Raw genomic sequence first — 16,788 nt, forward strand, 5'->3', positions numbered from 1 at the left:
CCCTTAGAGTTCAAGTTCTTTTTGACCAGGATCGCCAGACGATGGCCGCCGGAGCCGCCGCGCATGCGCGGTGCGCTTGACATCGGGACGTTCCAGATCAACCACTTTGATCATCCACGGCGCGCCTTTGCACAGCTGCTGCGCAGGCAAGCTCTGTTCTTCGATCAGACGGCGAACCGTCGAAGGGCTGACTTTCAACGCAGTTGCAGCTTCGTCCAAAGTGGCCTCTCCACGCTCGGCGCGCTCGCCCTCTTGGTAGGCCGCGATGGCGTGTTGGTTGCGCAGGCTGCGAACGCGGACACGGGTCCAACTGTTGCCCCGCCCCGTCGACTTGCGGGCGCGGTTGAGAACCGCGGCGATCGTGCTGTCGGGCATCTGACGCGCGAGGACACGAACGAGATCGACCACATCTGCTGCGGTGCTCCAGCGGTGCTCGCCGGTGCGGTTCTTCCTCACTTGCAATGCCGTGTGATCGCCGCCATGCCAGTGGACAACCAAGTCCAGCATCTCGTCGCGGATGCGCACGACGATCTCATGGATCAAGCTTCGGATGATCCTCTTGCGCGTCGCAGCTGTTGCACCCGGACTTTCCCAAGCTCGCTCGAGATCGGCACCAAGCGCAAGCAGCCGATCGCGATCGGTATCACTCAGCGTCGTCTCCGGCGTCGCCAACAACGCCTCGCGCTCGCCCTCAAGCTCGTGGACAGCGAGCAGGCGTTCGTTCCAGCGCCGCTCCAGCTCGCCGGCAACAAGGCGATTGTCCGGATCGACAGTCTCGTATCGCCGACGAGCGCGAGTTGTCTCGTAGCGTGCCTGCTCCAGAGCCAAATCGAGCTGACGTAGCTTGTCGGCGTGTTCACGCCCGCGCGCCTCTATGGCCGCCAGCCCTGCCTGGACACCCAGCGGCTGCACCCGCGCGATGACCTCCGCGCTGATCGCGCGATCCACGCGCAAACCGCCGAATGAGATGCACGGATCTCCGCCATGGTTGATCTGGCTACCGCGGCAATAATAGCGCCCGACAGTGCTGTGCGTGCCGCTGTAGCCAACGTGAAGTTTGCGGCCGCAGTGACCGCAACGAAGGAGCCCTGCAAGAAGGCCTTCGCCGCGGCGGACCGAACCACGACTCATGAAGCTTTTTCCGTTGGCGTTGTCGGTGATCAGGCGCTGATTCCTCTCAAACTCCGCCCAGGTAATGTAGCCCTCGTGGTGGTCTTTGATCAAAACCTCCCAGTCGCGCTGCTCACGGCGGAGGCCACGCACGATCCTCTTGCGGCCGCCCTCGATCGTCACCCGACTACCCGAGCGACCGAAGGCGTAGGCGCCAGCATAGATGGGATTCGTCAGGATGTGGTGGATCGTATTGTAGACGGGCAGCTTCCACTCGACGTGCCGGCCCTCGGCGCCATTGCTGACTGCGGGCAAAGCGATGGACTCCTGCCGCAACCAAAAGTGCACCTGGCGTAGCGTTTGCATCTCGGTAAACTTGGCGAACACAAGCGCCAGCGCTTCCTGGATGCGCCGATCAGGATCCTTCTCAATGCGATCGTGAGAGACCTTGAGGTAGCCGATGGCGACATTCAAAAAGAGCTCGCCCCTGCGTGCCTTCTGCTTCAGGGCCTCGAGTGAGCGCTGACGGAAGATCGACAGCTCCATCTCGCTCATCGTGCCCTTCATGCCGAGCAGAAGGCGGTCATTGGGGTGGCGCGGATCATACACACCATCTTCATCAACGATGAGGGTGGCGACCAGCCCGCAGAACTCCAAGAGCGTGTGCCAATCCCTGCCGTTGCGGGCGAGCCGAGATGCCTCGATTGAGACTACGGCACCAACTCGCCCCTCGCAAATGGCGGCGAGCAACTTCTCGAATCCGGGACGGGCGGTGCCGCCACCAGAGCGGCCGAGATCATCGTCGATCACAACGACTTCGCTCCAGCCCAGCTGCCGCGCCCGGTCGGCCAAGCCGTACTGACGCCGCTGGCTCTCTTTGTTGTGGATAACCTGATCGGCCGTCGACTGACGAATGTAGACCACGGCCTGGCGAGCAAGGTGCACGGACGTGATCTTACTCACCGCCGTTCTCCCCGCCGACGTCGTGTACCTCGGTCGCGCTGTCGGTGAGCGCTTCGGTCAGAAGCTCCTTTAGGAGCTCCAGCATCTGTTGGTGAGCCTCGATTGGAATGCTGCCGTATGTTGGAGGACTCTCGAACAGATCCCCCTGGCGATGTGATGCCGCCACCATGACCGCCTCCTTGTGAATGGGACGATTCCCGAATGGAGGAGGCTAAGAGCGCGTCGACAAGAATGCGCGCCTCCAGTAGGCGATTCACCGGAAGCCTTGGATCAGCTTTGAGTCGGAAGGAAGCGGCGGCGGGAGCCGTCATCCATGCCGGCAGCAACGTTAACGTGCCGTCAGGCTGTCTGATGACAAAATGCGCTTCGCCCCCAAGCTGCTTGCGGGCGACAACGGCCACCAAGGCTCCGCAGCGTGGGTGGAACGGGTAGAGGATTTCAATCTCAGATCCCAGACGCCCGGCATTATGACGCTGGTCCGCCCGGTGGCGGCAAGAGTCACTTGGCGGCAGCCATCGGCTTGGCCCTCATCGAGAACGGATCGCGCGTCCTCTTCACCCGCACCACCGATCTCGTGCAGAAGCTCCAGGTGGCTCGCCGCGAGCTCAACCTCGAGGGTGCCATCAACCGCCTCGACCGCTTCGATCTCGTTATCCTTGACGATCTTGCCTATGTCACCAAGGATCAGGGCGAGACCAGTGTGCTGTTCGAGCTCATCAGCGCACGCTACGAGCGACGCTCCTTGCTGATCACCGCCAATCAGCCCTTTGGAGAATGGAACAACGTCTTTCCGGACCCAGCTATGACCCTCGCGGCGATCGATCGCCTTGTTCACCACGCCACCATCGTCGAGATGAACGTCGAGAGCTATCGCAGGCGGACTGCCCTCGAGCGAAAGCGTGGTCCAGGGCGGCCACCGGAGCACGCGACACAAAAAACGCTCGCTTGATTGACGCTCCGCGACAATCAAAGCAAACAAAACTCTTGCGCGCGGCGATCATCATCGCGCCGCGACACTGACTCGCCATCCTGATCGCCGCGCTCTTCCGACCCAGATCGTCGCGCTATATCGACATCGAGCCGATCGATCGCCGAGGCGACATCAGTTCCATGGCGATCGCGGTGCTCAGTGAATCGGAACACGCGCGTTGGCGGGCGCTGTCGCCTTGCGCGCAACGCTCATCGCTGTTGCGAACGTGCTGAAGGCCTCCGGCATCGGCCTGTCCATCAGCCCTCGCCGTTGCGAGATCGAGTGGCCGCACACCCAAGTCCCTCGAACGGCCAGGCGATGCCGGAATGGACCCTCGAAGAGTTGGAACCCGATTCCACCTTTGTGGGTGCATGGGCCGCGCAGGCGCCATTGCCTGCGCGGCACTCCATGCGGTTTTCAACCAGGCATTGGAAGAAAGCGCATAACAGTCGCTGGGACCACCAAGGCGATTGGTCCGGCAAGGCGACGACAAGGACTTGAGCAGCAGCATCGAAGCCTCTGACGTTCGATGCGATAACCTGCCGGCAGGCAACGTGCAGGTGGGCTCGGCGTGGTCAGCCGTTCGCAAAGGTACGCATCCTTTGTCCACGCAGCGGCCAAGAAGGAGACGGTTTCCGTCGGCCTGAAACTACGCCAACGACATTTGGGTTTCGCAGCCATGCGCTGACCACAAACTGTAGCAGGCCTCTCGTTCCGGGCGAGTATGGCATCGATTTTCATTTGGCTCATGGAAGAGGAACACTTTCCACAGAAAGACGGTTCTCTTGGTCAGATTTAAGGTTTGCCAGACCACCCTTGCCGTTCTTACGACGACAACGGGTCCTCGTGTAGCCCTCTTTAGAGGCAGGGCTCCATAAAGTGTCATCCGGCTTGCAATATTGGCTCTTACGCAGGTTTGGTGCAGCGTCGACTAGGCGGCGCCAAAGTTCAGTCCCGTTTCGACAGCCGGTCGCACACTGATCATCGAGCCATGGCAAATTCAAGTCCAACGAACTTTGCCGGGTCCGAAAGACATCGTTGCGGTCGCCGCGGACTACCTGCCGTACGAGCTTCCTGCTATGGCCGGTCTGGCGTACCAGCTACTCGATAGGTATGCCATTCTTCGACAGAGTCAGGATGGCTGCATTAGTCTCCTCGCGGCGCAGATAGCCCTCATACTGGAGGCGCTCGGCGGCTGTGAGCAGCTTGGGATCGATCGTGGTCGCGCCGATGACGGCGCGCATCTGACGCATCGATTTTCGGACGGCATCAAGGAAGGCTCGGCCGGCGTTCTCCATAAGATGCCAACGATCCGCGACCCGTACCGCGTACGGCAAGGCCTTTGCTGCGGCTTCGCCATAGGCGACGAACGCGCGAAAGGATCGCCGGCCGCGCCTCTACGCTGATCCGCTTCTTGTTCATCACTCTCGATCGCCTCCTCTTGAGGTTGTGAGCCGAGCGCAATTCTCGGCTCGTGTGGAAGAGGTTCATCGAGAAACTGCTCAATCACCTCTTGGGCAGGTTCGCCCCGGCGTCGCGAGAATCTACCAGCGCCACACGTTATCTGGAAGAGATGCGTACTCCCGTTGCAGCGTGGGAGCTGTAGGTTGGCAGGTTTCAGCGACAGTGCTGGGACATGGCAGTGAAAAGCGTGGTGGCGTAGTGGGTCACAGAAACTCACCTAGCGCCTTGTGCCCTGCCGCACACCCGTTCCGACGCCTCCCACAGCGCCGTCATCGTGTCCTTGACCGTTCGCGCCATATCTACGCTTGCGCTCTTGCGGTGTCTCGACCTTGCCCGGCCCAACTGTCTCGCGTGGCCGAAGCGCACGTACCGTATGCTTGGGATGCCACCCCGTAACGGCGCACAGCTCGTCCAGGCTCCGTCCCTTCTCGATCCGCCCGCTCGACCGATAACGCTCGGCCAGCGCTGATGTGATCTCGCGCTTTGCGCGCACGCTGATCTTCCCTGCCATAAGGACCAGTGGGCTGAGTATCAAGCGATGGCAGTGCTATTCCCAGAGGAAGCCCGAGATGAATTCTTTGCCCTGAATGCAGCCGGGAAAATCACGCTTGACGAGATTTCATCCCGTCTTGTTCTTCCCAAGGATAAGATCGCATTCGTTATGACTACGGCGTGGCCTAAGCTGCTGGACCTGCTCAAGAGCATTGACTAAATGCCGCCAGCAAAGAGGCTGATCCTGGCGGTTGCCCGCTAATTTGTGTCGCGCGGTCGGACAGGGCGCCAAGTGCGCGACATCAGCGGATCATTTCGATCATCGTGTATGGCCACAAGCTCGCCAGTCTTTAGGCCAAGGCCCTTCAAATGCGCTTCGCGGAGTTCGGAATTCACGATCGTTGCTTCACCGCCGCTGGCCGCCAATGAAGCTTTCACAGCTTCCGCCTGATTAGCCATTGCGACGGCATAGGTCACATATCGAACCTTGCCGTCTTTGACTACGCCGACCGAAATCATCCATCCTGCTGCCATCTCAGTTTCTGGCCTATGAAAAGAGCTTCTGTTTTCGAGGCGGCGGCCCAGTCGCCATAAGCTCCGCAATCGCGGCCAGTACAGCGCCGGTTTCGATCTTTCCCTCCGACCATCCCCTGAGCGCTGCTATAGCGTTCTTCAAAGCCTCTTCACGTGTCATGCCATGATCTCCACGGCTACGAAAAAGACGTGCGGGCGGGAACCACCCGCACGAAGTTTGCTACGCCAAGCTTGACTGTCTGGGGTTGCGTGAGGATAGAACAGCCAAACCGTAAGCCTCTCAGCAACTCGCGTGCCAGATGGTCACTATGCAATGCAAAGATAAGCGGTGAGTAATCGACACAGCACAGCGGGGCTAGGGGCCGAAACGACGAAAAAGCGTGCGGGCGGCTGCTGACGGCCACCGCCCGCACGCCGTCGCGCCGCGAACAGGCTTGGCCCTCACGAGGATCATTCATAAGCGAACCAAGCCATACCTGGCTCAGCAACCCACGTGCCAGACGGTCACATTGCGCAGAGAAGCAGACGGGGCACTTTCATACCTTGTGCAGACTGACTGCTCGCGCGAGCGGCGGCTTCCGGACCCCAACGTCATGAACCGGACACGGCTGAATGAGATCAGACGTGCCGCATTAGTGACGACGAGGGCGCGAGATGATCGGGCCGATCGCGTCCTCGTGTACAATGACAAGCTCGCTGGGCTTCACGCCAAGTCTTAGTAACTGCTCCTCTTCGATCGGGCAGTTGAGCATTGCGGCCTTTGCGCCGCAGTCTGCTAAGGTCATCCTCACCGCTTCCGCCGGATCGGCGACGGCAACCACGTAAGTTATATGCCTGAAAGCTTCGTCGTCGTCGACTTCTTCCTTGAAGACAGCGACTGTCACTATCCAACCATCCATTTTGTTGCGCTCCCTGGCGTCAACTATGAGCTGCCGAGCCCTGCAAATCCGGAGCCGCCAAACACCCGTGAGACGGGGCTGAACGCGAAGGTCGGCGGCGCCCGTAGCATTCCGGGAACTCTTTCTCCGCGCCGCTCGCTGGGCTATCCGAGGCGATGGGCCTGGAGCGTGATGACGTCGACCTCGACGCCGGCGTGCTGACGGTCCGGCTGACCAAGTTCGGCAAGTCGCGGCTCGTGCCATTGCATCCGACGACGCGAACCGCGTTGCGCGACTACGCTCACCGGCGCGACGCGATGCTCGGATCACGCTGCGGCTCGACCTTCTTCGTTGCCGAACAGGGAGGCCGCTTGCTGCACCAGTACGTTCATCGCGTCTTCTGGCGATTGTCCCGAGAGATCGGACTGCGGCGCCCAGGTGATCGTACCGGGCCACGCGTGCACGACTTCCGTCATCGCTTCGCCATCCAGACGCTGTTCGACTGGTATCGCGAAGGCAAGGACGTCGAGCAGCAACTCCCAGTGCTCTCCACTTACCTCGGCCACGCCTGCGTGCGTGATACCTACTGGTATCTCTCGGCCTGCCACCGAGTTGATGGAAGAAGCGGCGCGGCGTCTCGATCGGCGGTGGGAGGTGACGCCATGAAGCCTGCCTGCAATGTCGCCACGTTGATCGAGCGCTTCTTCACCGAGCGCCTCATGCGCCAGCGCAATGTTAGCGCCAACACGATCGCCTCCTACAGGGACACGTTCCGGCTGCTGTTCTTGTTCGCACAGGTGCAGCTGCGGAAGCCCCCATCGGCCTTGGCGCTCACCGATTTGGACGCAACGTTCATCGGCGCGTTCCTAACCGATCTCGAGGTAAAGCGCGGCGCCAGCGCGAAGACGCGTAACCTGCGTCTGACCGCCATCGTGGCGCTTGCTCGGTATGGCGAGCACGCGCTGGATCAGCGCACTGTGTGCCGGCTCGTCAAAGGACACGAACCTGAAGAAGGATCGGAACCTCGGGTCTGGCGCACACGTACGATGCGTCGGTAAAGGGCGGAAGGAGTGGACCGGATAAGCGACAGCTGCACTTCCTAACGCGCCCCGAGATCGAGGCGGTTCTCGCAGCGCCCGATCGAACGACGTGGCTTGGCCGCCGTGATCACACCTTGCTGCTGGTCGCGGCCCGGACGGGCTTACGCCTCTCCGAGCTGACTAGCCTTGACCGGGATGCTGTCCCACGTTGGGGAACAACGCTGTTGCTCCTTTCCACGGTTCCTTGAGCCATGCCTGGAGCGCACGCCGAGCGAGTGTGGTCAGCGGAGTGCGCATGGGGGGCCGGCTCAGTGCCGACAGCGTCCAGTCCCTGCTGGGAAAGCATGTTCGTGTCGCTCACAAGAGTTGCCCGTCTTTGAAGCCAAGAGCGTGTCACCGCACGTGCTGAGGCACAGCGCAGCGATGCTGCAAGCCGGCGTCGACTGCTCCGTGATCGCGCTGTGGCTCGGTCATGAATCGGTCGAGACGACGCAGACATACCTGCACGCCAACCTCGCCCTCAAGGAAGCTGCCCTGGCGAAGCTCAAGCCGTACGAGCGCGGCAAGCGAACTCGCTTCCAGCCGAACGACCGCCTACTCGCCTTCCTCGAGACGCTCTGAACGATCAGACTATGCCGAATGGAATGGGGCTGCCTGCACGCGATCGACGGTGCCAGCGCGACAACGGCGTGCCATACTAAATCCGTTTGGCATAGTTCGGCGGGCGGGATAAACAGCCAAGATGAACGACGTTGATCCGCAAGCCTGGCTCGCTGACGTGCTGGCCAAGCTTCCAGATCACCCCGTCAGCAGAGTCGCAGACCTGCTCCCGTGGAATTGGAAGGAGACCCAACAGTCCAAAGCTGCTGCTGCCTGAGCGCCGCGGCAGACCGGTGCGCCTACCCAGGGTGCTGGCCGGATGCATACGACGGCCTCGCTGTTTGCTAACGGTTGATCCGCGATGCGCACTACAGTGATCTCGAGCGCGAACCTGCGTGGTCTTCGTCCCTTTCTCGGGTTAAGCAGATTTGGTTTTGAGTAAACGGCCCCGGAAGAACCTGTCGTCCTTGCCATTGCTCGACAAGAGAATCAGATAGGAATACGTCATCGTTCGGAATGTGATCGAATACCGCGGCCATGCTGTTCTACCAGACGCGCCGTGCCTCACCATCCAGGACGTAGAGGGGGCGGTGTTGCTTATCGAGCGTGAAGCGCTACCGGGACGTACCGGCCCTCCGCCGGAACCGGCAGACCCGTTCTTCCCGCCGAATTGCCAGCGGATCTGATGCGGAATATCCCTCAGCATTTGTTCTGCGGCCCTGGAGACTTCTCTTGCATCTTCGCTCCCGGTGGCTGCGACGAACCAGATATCCTCCCTCGTCAACCTCAATTTGCCTCAGATGTTTCGGCGCTGACCAGACACGACACTTCCGCGCAACTTCATGCCCGATGTGATCATCGTTCAGCTAGTCATCTCCAGTCGGTGCTTGGATTCAATTGCGACCAGAGTGGCCCATCAGCTTCGACTGGATACGAGCTAGCGCGTCACTGAGCCTCGCCGCTTCGTTAAAGCGTGTCTCCGAATATGGCGGGCGGGCGGATGGATCGTGCAAGAGGGCCTCCGCTGTATTCGAGAGCCGGCGGAGCGGCGTCCTCAGCCACTGCGCCGCACAAAAGAGTAGTGCTAGTGTGGCAATGGCACAAACACCGAAACTACTCCAAAATGATCGGATTAAATTACGGGTGGTCGCAAGCGCCTCGTCGGTACTCTGCCGAACCAGAAGAGACCAACCGAAGCTTGGAAGGTTTGCGAAGCCGACCGTCGGAACGATTACTGCGAAGTAGTCCCTGCCGTCAGGCCAGCGCTCGCGTAGAGACGCGGTCGTCACGCGACTAGCCGCAAGCGCGGAGCCGATGTTGAGCGGCTTGTTGATGAGATCGGGCGGGCCAAACAGGACGGTTCGATCACCCGAAAGCAGCAGCACGTCAATGCCGGGCACTTGTAACGAGTCCATGCCTTCTGCGACCCATTTCCAGTCAAGGTGCGCGCCGATGACCCCGGCAACGGAGCCGGCGTGGCGCAACGGTGCTGCCAGGTCGATAAAGCGATAGGGCTCACGAGATGCAGGCAACTGGGTGGCCAGCAGTTGAGCGGCATGCACATCGATAGCCGCCGGCGAGACAAGGCCCCGCTTAAACCAGGGTCGCTGTGCAACGCTTACTCCTTCGAGCATGCCGTCTTTAGCCGCGAGAATGGTCCCTTCGAGATCCGCGACGCCGAGCCAAGTGTAGCGTCGATCAAGGCGGCTCAAGAAGTCGATGTGTTCTCGCGCACTCTTAAGATCTGCCGGGTCAATGAGCTCAGCGGACCGAGCTACATCCATCCAAACTCCATAGAGCCGGCGGGCCAACAGCGCGGAACTCATTTCGCCGCGAATCCTTAGCGCGTCGAATTGCAGCTGCTCTCCCCGTTGCTGTAGCAAGGCCGTGTAGATCGTTGCGGTCACCACGGCAGGCACCAATATGAGCAAGGCGCCTCCACAGAACACCAAGGAGAGTAAGCTCGGTCTTTTCGGCATCTCACGCTCCTCAACTCGTTAGAGCTCGCGCCAACTCGCGGATCATTTGCAAGATGTTCCCTCGATCGGCCCCTGGCATGGCCGATTCGGTATGAAGCTTCTTGATAATTTTCGCCCTTTGCTCAGGAGTTGGAGAGAACTTGATTCGATAGCCATCACGAGTAGTCGCAGCAACATGCGCGTCCACTCCGCCAATCCCGGGCAGGTCGAGCTTCCCTTCTGCTCCGGCGGAAAGCCCGGATGGACCGCTGATTCGAGCGCCCCCTCGGCCCAGATTGAGAAGCCATCCGCGGTGTTTCTCACCTTGGATCACCAACGTGATGGGTTCTGGGATCTGCCGCTGAGGTCGATCGTATCGCGGTCGTTCGATGCACACCACGACTGCCACGAACAGCACCAGTATGTTGTAAAGTGTCCAGAACATCACGATAGCCGTGCCGTCGCCCGCTGTTGGGGCCGTATTGAAGACGAAATCGGAGTTCAACGGCACGATCAGGCCGCCGATCGTCAGTGCGAGCAGGAGTAGAAACGGTCGCATCAACGCCCATTGGACAACGACCTTGGCACGGTCGCCGCCTTTGGCCGTCACCGAGAATTTATGCGATCCGCTGGTCAGAAGCCCGAGAGCAGCTGCCCGGCTGATGGGCCAGGCCGCGATCAGTTGAGCCGTATCGTTGAGAAGCGGGACAAACAACCCTTTTGAAAGCCAGTTCAGGGACACCAGAACCATTAGGTAATAGGGTACATAATAACTGATAATTTCCACCAGCGACGCGTTCACGATGGTGATACCGAACCACCAGTACAACAGGGGGCAAATCAAGCTGGCAAGCCTGAAGGGAAAGGTGCTGAGCCAGTAGAGCAATGAATCGAGGATACCGATTCGATGCATCAGCCCAAGGCCTCGCATGCCAAAGGGGCTGTATGAGCCGCGGACAATCTGCATCAGGCCAAGGCACCACCGTCCACGCTGAGTAATATACTCTTTCAATCCTTCGGGAGCCAAACCTTCAGTCAATGGCTCGTTAAGGTACGCAGTTTGCCAGCCGTTCTCCGCAAGCTTAAGGGTGAGCAGGAAATCCTCGGTTACGCTTTGTGTTGGAATCCAGCCAATCTGCTCGACGGCCCGGACCCGCATTACGGATGATGTCCCACAGCAGATGGCAATCCCCCAAGCGTCCCGCGCTGGCTCGACGTTGTCAAAGAAATGACGTTGTTCATCCGGATATGCGGTGCTTATTCCCAGGTTATGTTGGATCGGATCAGGATTGAAGAAGTGCTGCGGGGTTTGCACGAGCGCGACGTCTGGCTCGTGAAACAACGCTAGTGTCCGCTCGATGAAGTCCGCATGGGGAACGAAATCTGCGTCAAGTACAGCGACAAAGACCGGGGGGGCTGGATCGCGGGCGCGCACGCGAAGTGCGTGGTTGATGTTCCCCGCTTTAGCGTGCTCCTTATCCGAGCGTGCGAGATATCCGATTTCGTACAGCTCGCAAAGTTGCCTCACCCAATTCCTGGCGCCGTCGTCGAGAATAAAAATCCGAAGCCGTGGATAGCGGATTTCGGTCGCGCCAATGATCGTGCGCTCGAGCACTTCCGACGGCTCGTTGTAAGTCGTGATGAAAACATCGACGCGCGGCGCTTCTCCAGGCAGCCACCATTCGGAGTACTGGTTTGCTTCTGCCGACCGCTCTTTCACCCGCGACAGTATGAAAAACGCGATGGTAGAGGAAAGCATCGTCAGAGCTTCGAGTATGGCGAATCCCCAACTGAACAGCGCGTCCGCAGTCCAGTCGAGCGGTGCCAGTGTTTCGGTGAAGCGCCAAGCCATATAACGCCAAGACAGTACGGTAGCCGTCCCCAGGAGAAGAGCGCGCCAATACCACTTCATCGGATTAAGCAACGGAAAGACGGTAAGGCGAAGCCCAACTATGAAGGCGGCGCCTGCGAAGGCAGCAACGAGTGGCGACAGCAGAAGCATCAGAGTCCGTACCGCGTGATAAAGCGACGGAATTGTGCGATTGGGCCGGCTGTGAAGATAACGCGTCCGGTACGTCCAATCGCGCAGCTGAGATCTGCCTCTCCTGCAAGGTCTGGAACAGTCACGGTGACATCAAAGCGCTGGAGATGTTGTGCACTTGGACCCACAGCAAGATTGGTGTAAAGCGAGGCCGCACCGGATCCGCCAAGGCGAGTTATGGTTCCATTGAAAACACGGTCATCGCGAAACAACCGAAATTGCACGGCCGTTCCCACCGAGAGACCGTCGTAGAGAGATTCGCTGACGCCCGCAGTGACGATCAGTGTACTGCAGTCGACGATCTTGATGAGATCCTGGCCGCGCCGCGCGTATTGGCCATCGTCTATTAGTATGTCCCAGACTAGGCCAACGACGCTGGCATTAAGAGTAGCGAAGCTCAAGCTATTGACACGAAGACGCTCGGCATCGATTTGCCCGTCGAGCAGCACAATACGTGCCTTCACCTGCTCCTTGTCGACATTCAGCTCGGCCAGCCGCTGCTCGAGCTCGCGGATACGTTGGGCCGAGGAGGGAGCGTCGTTATAGGACTCCCCGATGAAGACGCCGTCGCGAGCGGACGTAAGTTCCGTCTCTAAATAATTCACTCGCTGCTGCGCACTCTCCAGTTCTTGCTGCGCGACGTCGTAAGTTGCGCGAGCGCGATCCAAATTCGCCACCGTCTGTACACCACGCGTGCTTAGCTCATTTGCCCGCTTGAATTCTGCGTCCGCTTGACGAAGGCGCGCGGCCGCAGCGTCTTGAGCTGCTTTCGTTTCGGCAATTCGAGCCTCAATCTGCCGAACCCTGCCGCGCTGGTAATCAGTTGATTGAACATCGAAGCGAGACCGGGATGCGGACAAGGCCTCTCGCTGGCCAACGAGACGGTTTAGCTCGATCTGCTGGTTCGTGCGATCGCGATCAAGCTCAAGAAGCCTCGCGGTATCGAAGCGTTGGTCGTTCAATTCTGCTATAAGCTCGCCGGGACTAATGCGCGCGCCGATGCTCTTTACGGCAAGCGTCACTTTTCCTTCGATCGGGGCCCGAACGATGTAGAGTCGAGCATTGAGTGTAGCATCCGCCGATGTTCCGGCGAAGTGCTCGCCGATAATAACGTACAATCCAACTGCCAACAGGGCCAAGCCGACGATTGCACGTACGAGCCTCATAAGAACATTCCAACTTCATTTATGATGGGAAGGTCGCGAAGCGTATTCCCCATCCGGGATAAGCAGATACTGAGCCTACGGTCGAATTGTTCTCCCCTAAGCGACCCTCCGCCCTGCTTTGGATTGCCAAGTCTGATGCCGCTCGGATGCGAGTGTTAGCGGCTCAGGCGTTCATTGATCAGACTAACAGGCTGGTAAAGAATAGCTTTGTGATCTCAGCGATAGGAGGATCCGTATCGTCAGAAGTGACAATGGTCATAAATTCGTGCCTGCAATTCCAGCAGCGCCAGAGATCTTGGACCTCCCGCGCACCAATGCGTTCATGCCACTCGCGGTGGACCAACGCAGAGCCACATTGAGGACAGTTTTTGTGACGTGCTATTGAGACCGACTCCATGTGGCAGCCCGTGTCGTTGTGCCAAACGGCATTGCCGAAGAAGCATTATTGTGGCCGCCGCTTCGTGGGCGGCTGCGGTGGACGGACTTCTCTGTTCAAACCCTGTGCCAACTGCGACAGCTTGATCAGTAAAGGATATTTTTCAACGAAGTGTACCAGACCGACTGCATGTCAGAAATCGGACAATCTATGTTACGTTCTAACGCAAGGTCGCAAATCAGGCTAAGTCTCGTTTTGGAAGCCTTGGGTGAATCGTTCGGCGTTGAGTAATGCGGGCTGGGAGGTGTCGCTGATCATAAACGGCCTGATCAGAACGTCTCCACCAGACCGGACAACCGGATGCTCGTGGAAGTGCGCTTTGGATCGTGTGCGCTCGGCACTCCCTGGCGCAATCAGGAGTCGTTAGGAGACCAGAACGGTCGTAACCGGTATGAGCTCCCACGTCCGCGGTGATCAGCGAGCGCGGGCGTAGCGGATCGGCATCCAGTATTGCCGCAATGCCTCGACCGCCGCCGGAATATCGGCGTGGGCGTTACGCAGAAAGTTCTTGGTCTCGCGGCCGCTTCGTGGTGGTCCAAGCAGCGGACGGCCCTGATCGTCGCGACAATGTAGCAGGATGGGCAGAAGTAGACCGTGGTTGACGTTTCCGGCGTCGAGCAACGGCGCCCAGGCCGATAGCTTGAGCCGCATCGCGGCATAGAAGCCTTGGCACCAGGGTCGCGGATCAACGTCTCGACTCGGTTTGCGCCGGTGCATCGGCGCGAACCGGTCGGGTGCGGTCGAGAGGGTGTTGCTGATGTCGTTGTGGCGCAGAGCGACGGCCGGTATGGCTGCGAACTCCGGGGTGCCGCCGTGGTTGAATGCATCGGCATCGATGGCGAGCAGCGGGCAGATCCAGTCGAGTGGGCTCATCGACACCGGTCCGGCCACGATTGCGGCGACGTAGCCGTCGAGCATGGGGAGACTAGAGTGAGAACTCATTAATTGTTCTGCTCCGACAATACGATACTGATTCTCTTTTGGGGAAGGATTGGGATCGTGAGTAGGAGTTTGTTTTGGCTGAGCGACGAGCAGTGGCAGCGGATCGAACCTCACTTGCCAACCGATGTGCGCGGTGTCGAGCGGCAGGACGATCGCCGCATTATCAGCGGCATTATACATGTGCTGAAAAGCGGCTGCCGCTGGTCCGATTGCCCCGAAGCCTACGGGCCTCCGACAACGATCTACAATCGCTTCGCCCGGTGGGCGCGGCGCGGCATATGGGAAAGCCTGTTCCGCACGCTTGCCGGCAACGGTCGATCGATAGACACGCAGATGATCGACTCCACGCACGTCAAAGCGCATCGCTCAGCAGCGGGCGGAAAAGGGGGGAGCAGAAGCAGGCTGTTGGCCGCTCGCGCGGAGGGCGCAACACGAAGATACACGCACTTGCAGATGCTAAGGGACGCCTGATCGCGATTTTGTTGACCGGAGGTGAAGCGCACGACTGTCCGGTCGCAGAACGCCTGATCCGCAGGGTCAAGCCTCCGAAACGGATGCTCGGCGACAAGGCCTATGACAGCGCCGAATTGCGCGAGGAGCTGGATGCGCGCGGAACCAAGCCGGTCATTCCAAACCGCAGCAATCGCAAACAACCCTACAGCTTCTCAAAGCGCCTCTACAAACTGCGCTGGCGCATCGAGAGTGCATTCAACCGGCTGAAGGACTTCAGGCGTATCGCGACCCGTTATGACAGGCTGGCGCGAAACTATCTCGCCTCCGTCTGCCTCACCGCAGCTCTTGTATGGTGGATCTAATGAGTCTGGACCCTAGCATTACAGTTGCATTTTCTTGAGGGTTCTGAATCCATGGGTGACCATGATTCGGGATCTGATGATTGGTGGTGCGTCGGTTGAGAATACGCTGGCGCTGTGGGCTTCATCGTTGCGAGATGCCAAGCAACGCATCCGTCCGCTGTTTACGCAGGAACGGGTCGCGGCCTCGGCGTGGCAGTTTCTCGACGGACTGTTGGGCAACGAGCCGCGCAAGACGGGTTGGATGCGGGCGGAAGCGGCCGGCGATCCAGGCCCGTGGCGCCAGCAGGCGATCCTGGGTCGGGGGCGGTGGGATGCCGACGCACTACGCGACATTGTGCGTGAGTACGCGCTGGAAGCGCTTGGCGATGAGGACGCGGTCCTGGTCATCGATGAGACCGGCTTTTTGAAGCAGGGCAAGGCCTCGTGCGGGGTCGCACGCCAGTACACTGGCTCGGCGGGCAAGATCACCAATTGCCAGATCGGAGTGTTCGCCTCCTATGTGTCGCGGCATGGCCATGCCTTCATCGACCGGGCGCTCTACCTGCCAAAGGAATGGACGGACGAATCCGCTCGCCTGAAGGCAGCGCATGTACCAACCGATGTGAGCTTTGCGACGAAGCCCAAGATCGCGCGTCGAATGATCGCTCGCGCGATCGCCGCAAAGGTGCCGTTCTCGTTCGTGGCGGCGGACAGCGTGTATGGCACCGGAGAGATCGAAACCCTGCTGCGCAAGGCGGGCAAGGGCTATGTTCTGGGTGTTGCTTCCAATCATGTGTTCCGTTCTTGGGGCAAGCAGCAGCCTGTCGCCGGCACTGCCTCCGCGATCGCGCAGAGCCTTCCCAAGAAGGACTGGCATCGCCTGTCGTCCGGCGAAGGGACCAAAGGTCCGCGCTGGCACGACTGGACCTATCTTGAGCTGGCCGATCTCGACGCTGGAGAATACAACGACGACCTTGCCGGGGAATGGACGCGGGGTCTTCTGATCCGCCGCAACATTGCCGACGGCAGCTTGGCCTTCTTCTCCACATGGTGCCCCAAGGGCACGTCCATGCAGAAGCTGGTGTCGGTGGAAGGCCATCGCTGGGCTATCGAGGACAGCTTCGAAACCGCTAAGAACGAGCTCGGCCTTGATCACAACGAAACCCGCTCCTGGCAAGGCTGGCATCGCCATGTCTCGCTCGTCATGCTTGCCTTCGCCATGATGGCCGTCATCCGTCATCGGGCCAACACCGGGCCATTGCTCAAAAAAACGCGACAGCGGCCTCGACCGTAGCATCGTTCTTGATCCGCTGGTCAATCCAGGAAATCCGGCGCATCGCCATGAAGCTAACCCAGCGGCGCATCCCCCACGCCCACATCCTCGCATGGTCGTCCTGGCG

10 protein-coding genes and 6 pseudogenes are annotated in these 16,788 nt (G+C 59.7%); 7 read left to right on the plus strand and 9 right to left on the minus strand.

Annotation, left to right across the window (positions count from 1 at the left end; all coding sequences use genetic code 11):
• Positions 1 to 3: 3 nt before the first annotated feature.
• Together ACVWYP_RS42425 and ACVWYP_RS42430 are read right to left on the minus strand one after the other, a co-directional pair.
• Positions 4 to 2,073 carry a recombinase family protein gene (locus ACVWYP_RS42425; protein WP_028344307.1) on the minus strand — a complete coding sequence of 690 codons (2,070 nt, stop codon included), beginning with the start codon at positions 2,071 to 2,073 and terminating at the stop codon, positions 4 to 6.
• A complete protein-coding gene (locus tag ACVWYP_RS42430; protein WP_155258785.1) occupies positions 2,066 to 2,242 on the minus strand; it encodes a hypothetical protein in 177 nt (58 codons plus the stop codon). The genes ACVWYP_RS42425 and ACVWYP_RS42430 overlap by 8 nt, the downstream gene beginning before the upstream one ends.
• 306 nt (positions 2,243 to 2,548) lie before the next feature.
• On the opposite strand from ACVWYP_RS42430, the pseudogene istB reads away from it, so the two are divergent.
• Positions 2,549 to 3,022: pseudogene (gene istB, locus ACVWYP_RS42435) on the plus strand (IS21-like element ISBj11 family helper ATPase IstB); the annotation flags it as partial.
• Positions 3,023 to 3,975: 953 nt separating this feature from the next.
• Here istB and ACVWYP_RS42440 read toward each other — a convergent pair.
• Positions 3,976 to 4,404: pseudogene (locus tag ACVWYP_RS42440) on the minus strand (ISL3 family transposase); the annotation flags it as partial.
• 641 nt (positions 4,405 to 5,045) lie between these two features.
• Here ACVWYP_RS42440 and ACVWYP_RS42445 point away from each other — a divergent pair.
• Complete coding sequence (locus tag ACVWYP_RS42445; protein ID WP_155258786.1) at positions 5,046 to 5,219, plus strand: hypothetical protein; 174 nt, start codon at positions 5,046 to 5,048, stop codon at positions 5,217 to 5,219.
• Positions 5,220 to 5,257: 38 nt separating this feature from the next.
• Here ACVWYP_RS42445 and ACVWYP_RS42450 read toward each other — a convergent pair whose 3' ends face one another.
• Together ACVWYP_RS42450 and ACVWYP_RS42455 are read right to left on the minus strand one after the other, a co-directional pair.
• Complete coding sequence (locus tag ACVWYP_RS42450) at positions 5,258 to 5,533, minus strand: hypothetical protein (RefSeq protein ID WP_125459452.1); 276 nt, start codon at positions 5,531 to 5,533, stop codon at positions 5,258 to 5,260.
• A 632-nt stretch (positions 5,534 to 6,165) separates the two neighbouring features.
• On the minus strand, positions 6,166 to 6,417 hold the full coding sequence (locus ACVWYP_RS42455) for a hypothetical protein (protein ID WP_244980949.1): 252 nt from the start codon (positions 6,415 to 6,417) through the stop codon (positions 6,166 to 6,168).
• A 170-nt stretch (positions 6,418 to 6,587) separates the two neighbouring features.
• Between ACVWYP_RS42455 and ACVWYP_RS42460 the strand changes: the two are divergent.
• From ACVWYP_RS42460 to ACVWYP_RS42470, 3 pseudogenes are all read left to right on the plus strand, one after another.
• A pseudogene (locus tag ACVWYP_RS42460) lies at positions 6,588 to 6,947 on the plus strand (tyrosine-type recombinase/integrase); the annotation flags it as partial.
• Between the two features lie 126 nt (positions 6,948 to 7,073).
• Positions 7,074 to 8,072 (plus strand): annotated as a pseudogene (locus tag ACVWYP_RS42465) (tyrosine-type recombinase/integrase).
• Positions 8,073 to 8,184: 112 nt separating this feature from the next.
• Positions 8,185 to 8,328: pseudogene (locus tag ACVWYP_RS42470) on the plus strand (transposase domain-containing protein); the annotation flags it as partial.
• A 616-nt stretch (positions 8,329 to 8,944) separates the two neighbouring features.
• Here ACVWYP_RS42470 and ACVWYP_RS42475 read toward each other — a convergent pair.
• From ACVWYP_RS42475 to ACVWYP_RS42490, 4 genes are all read right to left on the minus strand, one after another.
• A complete protein-coding gene (locus ACVWYP_RS42475; protein WP_038387930.1) occupies positions 8,945 to 9,982 on the minus strand; it encodes a cache domain-containing protein in 1,038 nt (345 codons plus the stop codon).
• 58 nt (positions 9,983 to 10,040) lie between these two features.
• A complete protein-coding gene (locus ACVWYP_RS42480) occupies positions 10,041 to 12,011 on the minus strand; it encodes a glycosyltransferase (protein ID WP_028344310.1) in 1,971 nt (656 codons plus the stop codon).
• On the minus strand, positions 12,011 to 13,216 hold the full coding sequence (locus ACVWYP_RS42485; protein WP_051448141.1) for an HlyD family secretion protein: 1,206 nt from the start codon (positions 13,214 to 13,216) through the stop codon (positions 12,011 to 12,013). The genes ACVWYP_RS42480 and ACVWYP_RS42485 overlap by 1 nt, the downstream gene beginning before the upstream one ends.
• A gap of 850 nt (positions 13,217 to 14,066) precedes the next feature.
• Entirely contained in the window at positions 14,067 to 14,774 is a 708-nt protein-coding gene (locus ACVWYP_RS42490) for a YecA/YgfB family protein (protein ID WP_244980947.1), read from the minus strand.
• Here ACVWYP_RS42490 and ACVWYP_RS42495 point away from each other — a divergent pair.
• Both ACVWYP_RS42495 and ACVWYP_RS42500 read left to right on the plus strand, forming a co-directional pair.
• Positions 14,721 to 15,409, plus strand: a pseudogene (locus tag ACVWYP_RS42495) (IS5 family transposase). The gene ACVWYP_RS42490 and the pseudogene ACVWYP_RS42495 sit on opposite strands and share 54 nt — an antisense overlap.
• Positions 15,410 to 15,470: 61 nt before the next feature.
• Entirely contained in the window at positions 15,471 to 16,682 is a 1,212-nt protein-coding gene (locus ACVWYP_RS42500) for an IS701 family transposase (RefSeq protein ID WP_080687004.1), read from the plus strand.
• The last annotated feature ends 106 nt before the right edge of the window (positions 16,683 to 16,788 follow it).

It is taken from the genome of Bradyrhizobium sp. USDA 3262, from assembly GCF_054060035.1.

What these genes read in the sequence shown, in the direction of transcription:
- ACVWYP_RS42430 (WP_155258785.1), bottom strand. Translation starts at nt 2,242, where the DNA reads ATGGTGGCGGCATCACATCGCCAGGGGGATCTGTTCGAGAGTCCTCCA.
- ACVWYP_RS42445 (WP_155258786.1), top strand. Translation starts at nt 5,046, where the DNA reads ATGGCAGTGCTATTCCCAGAGGAAGCCCGAGATGAATTCTTTGCCCTG.
- ACVWYP_RS42450 (WP_125459452.1), bottom strand. Translation starts at nt 5,533, where the DNA reads ATGGCAGCAGGATGGATGATTTCGGTCGGCGTAGTCAAAGACGGCAAG.
- ACVWYP_RS42480 (WP_028344310.1), bottom strand. Translation starts at nt 12,011, where the DNA reads ATGCTTCTGCTGTCGCCACTCGTTGCTGCCTTCGCAGGCGCCGCCTTC.
- ACVWYP_RS42485 (WP_051448141.1), bottom strand. Translation starts at nt 13,216, where the DNA reads ATGAGGCTCGTACGTGCAATCGTCGGCTTGGCCCTGTTGGCAGTTGGA.
- ACVWYP_RS42490 (WP_244980947.1), bottom strand. Translation starts at nt 14,774, where the DNA reads ATGTATAATGCCGCTGATAATGCGGCGATCGTCCTGCCGCTCGACACC.
- ACVWYP_RS42500 (WP_080687004.1), top strand. Translation starts at nt 15,471, where the DNA reads ATGATTCGGGATCTGATGATTGGTGGTGCGTCGGTTGAGAATACGCTG.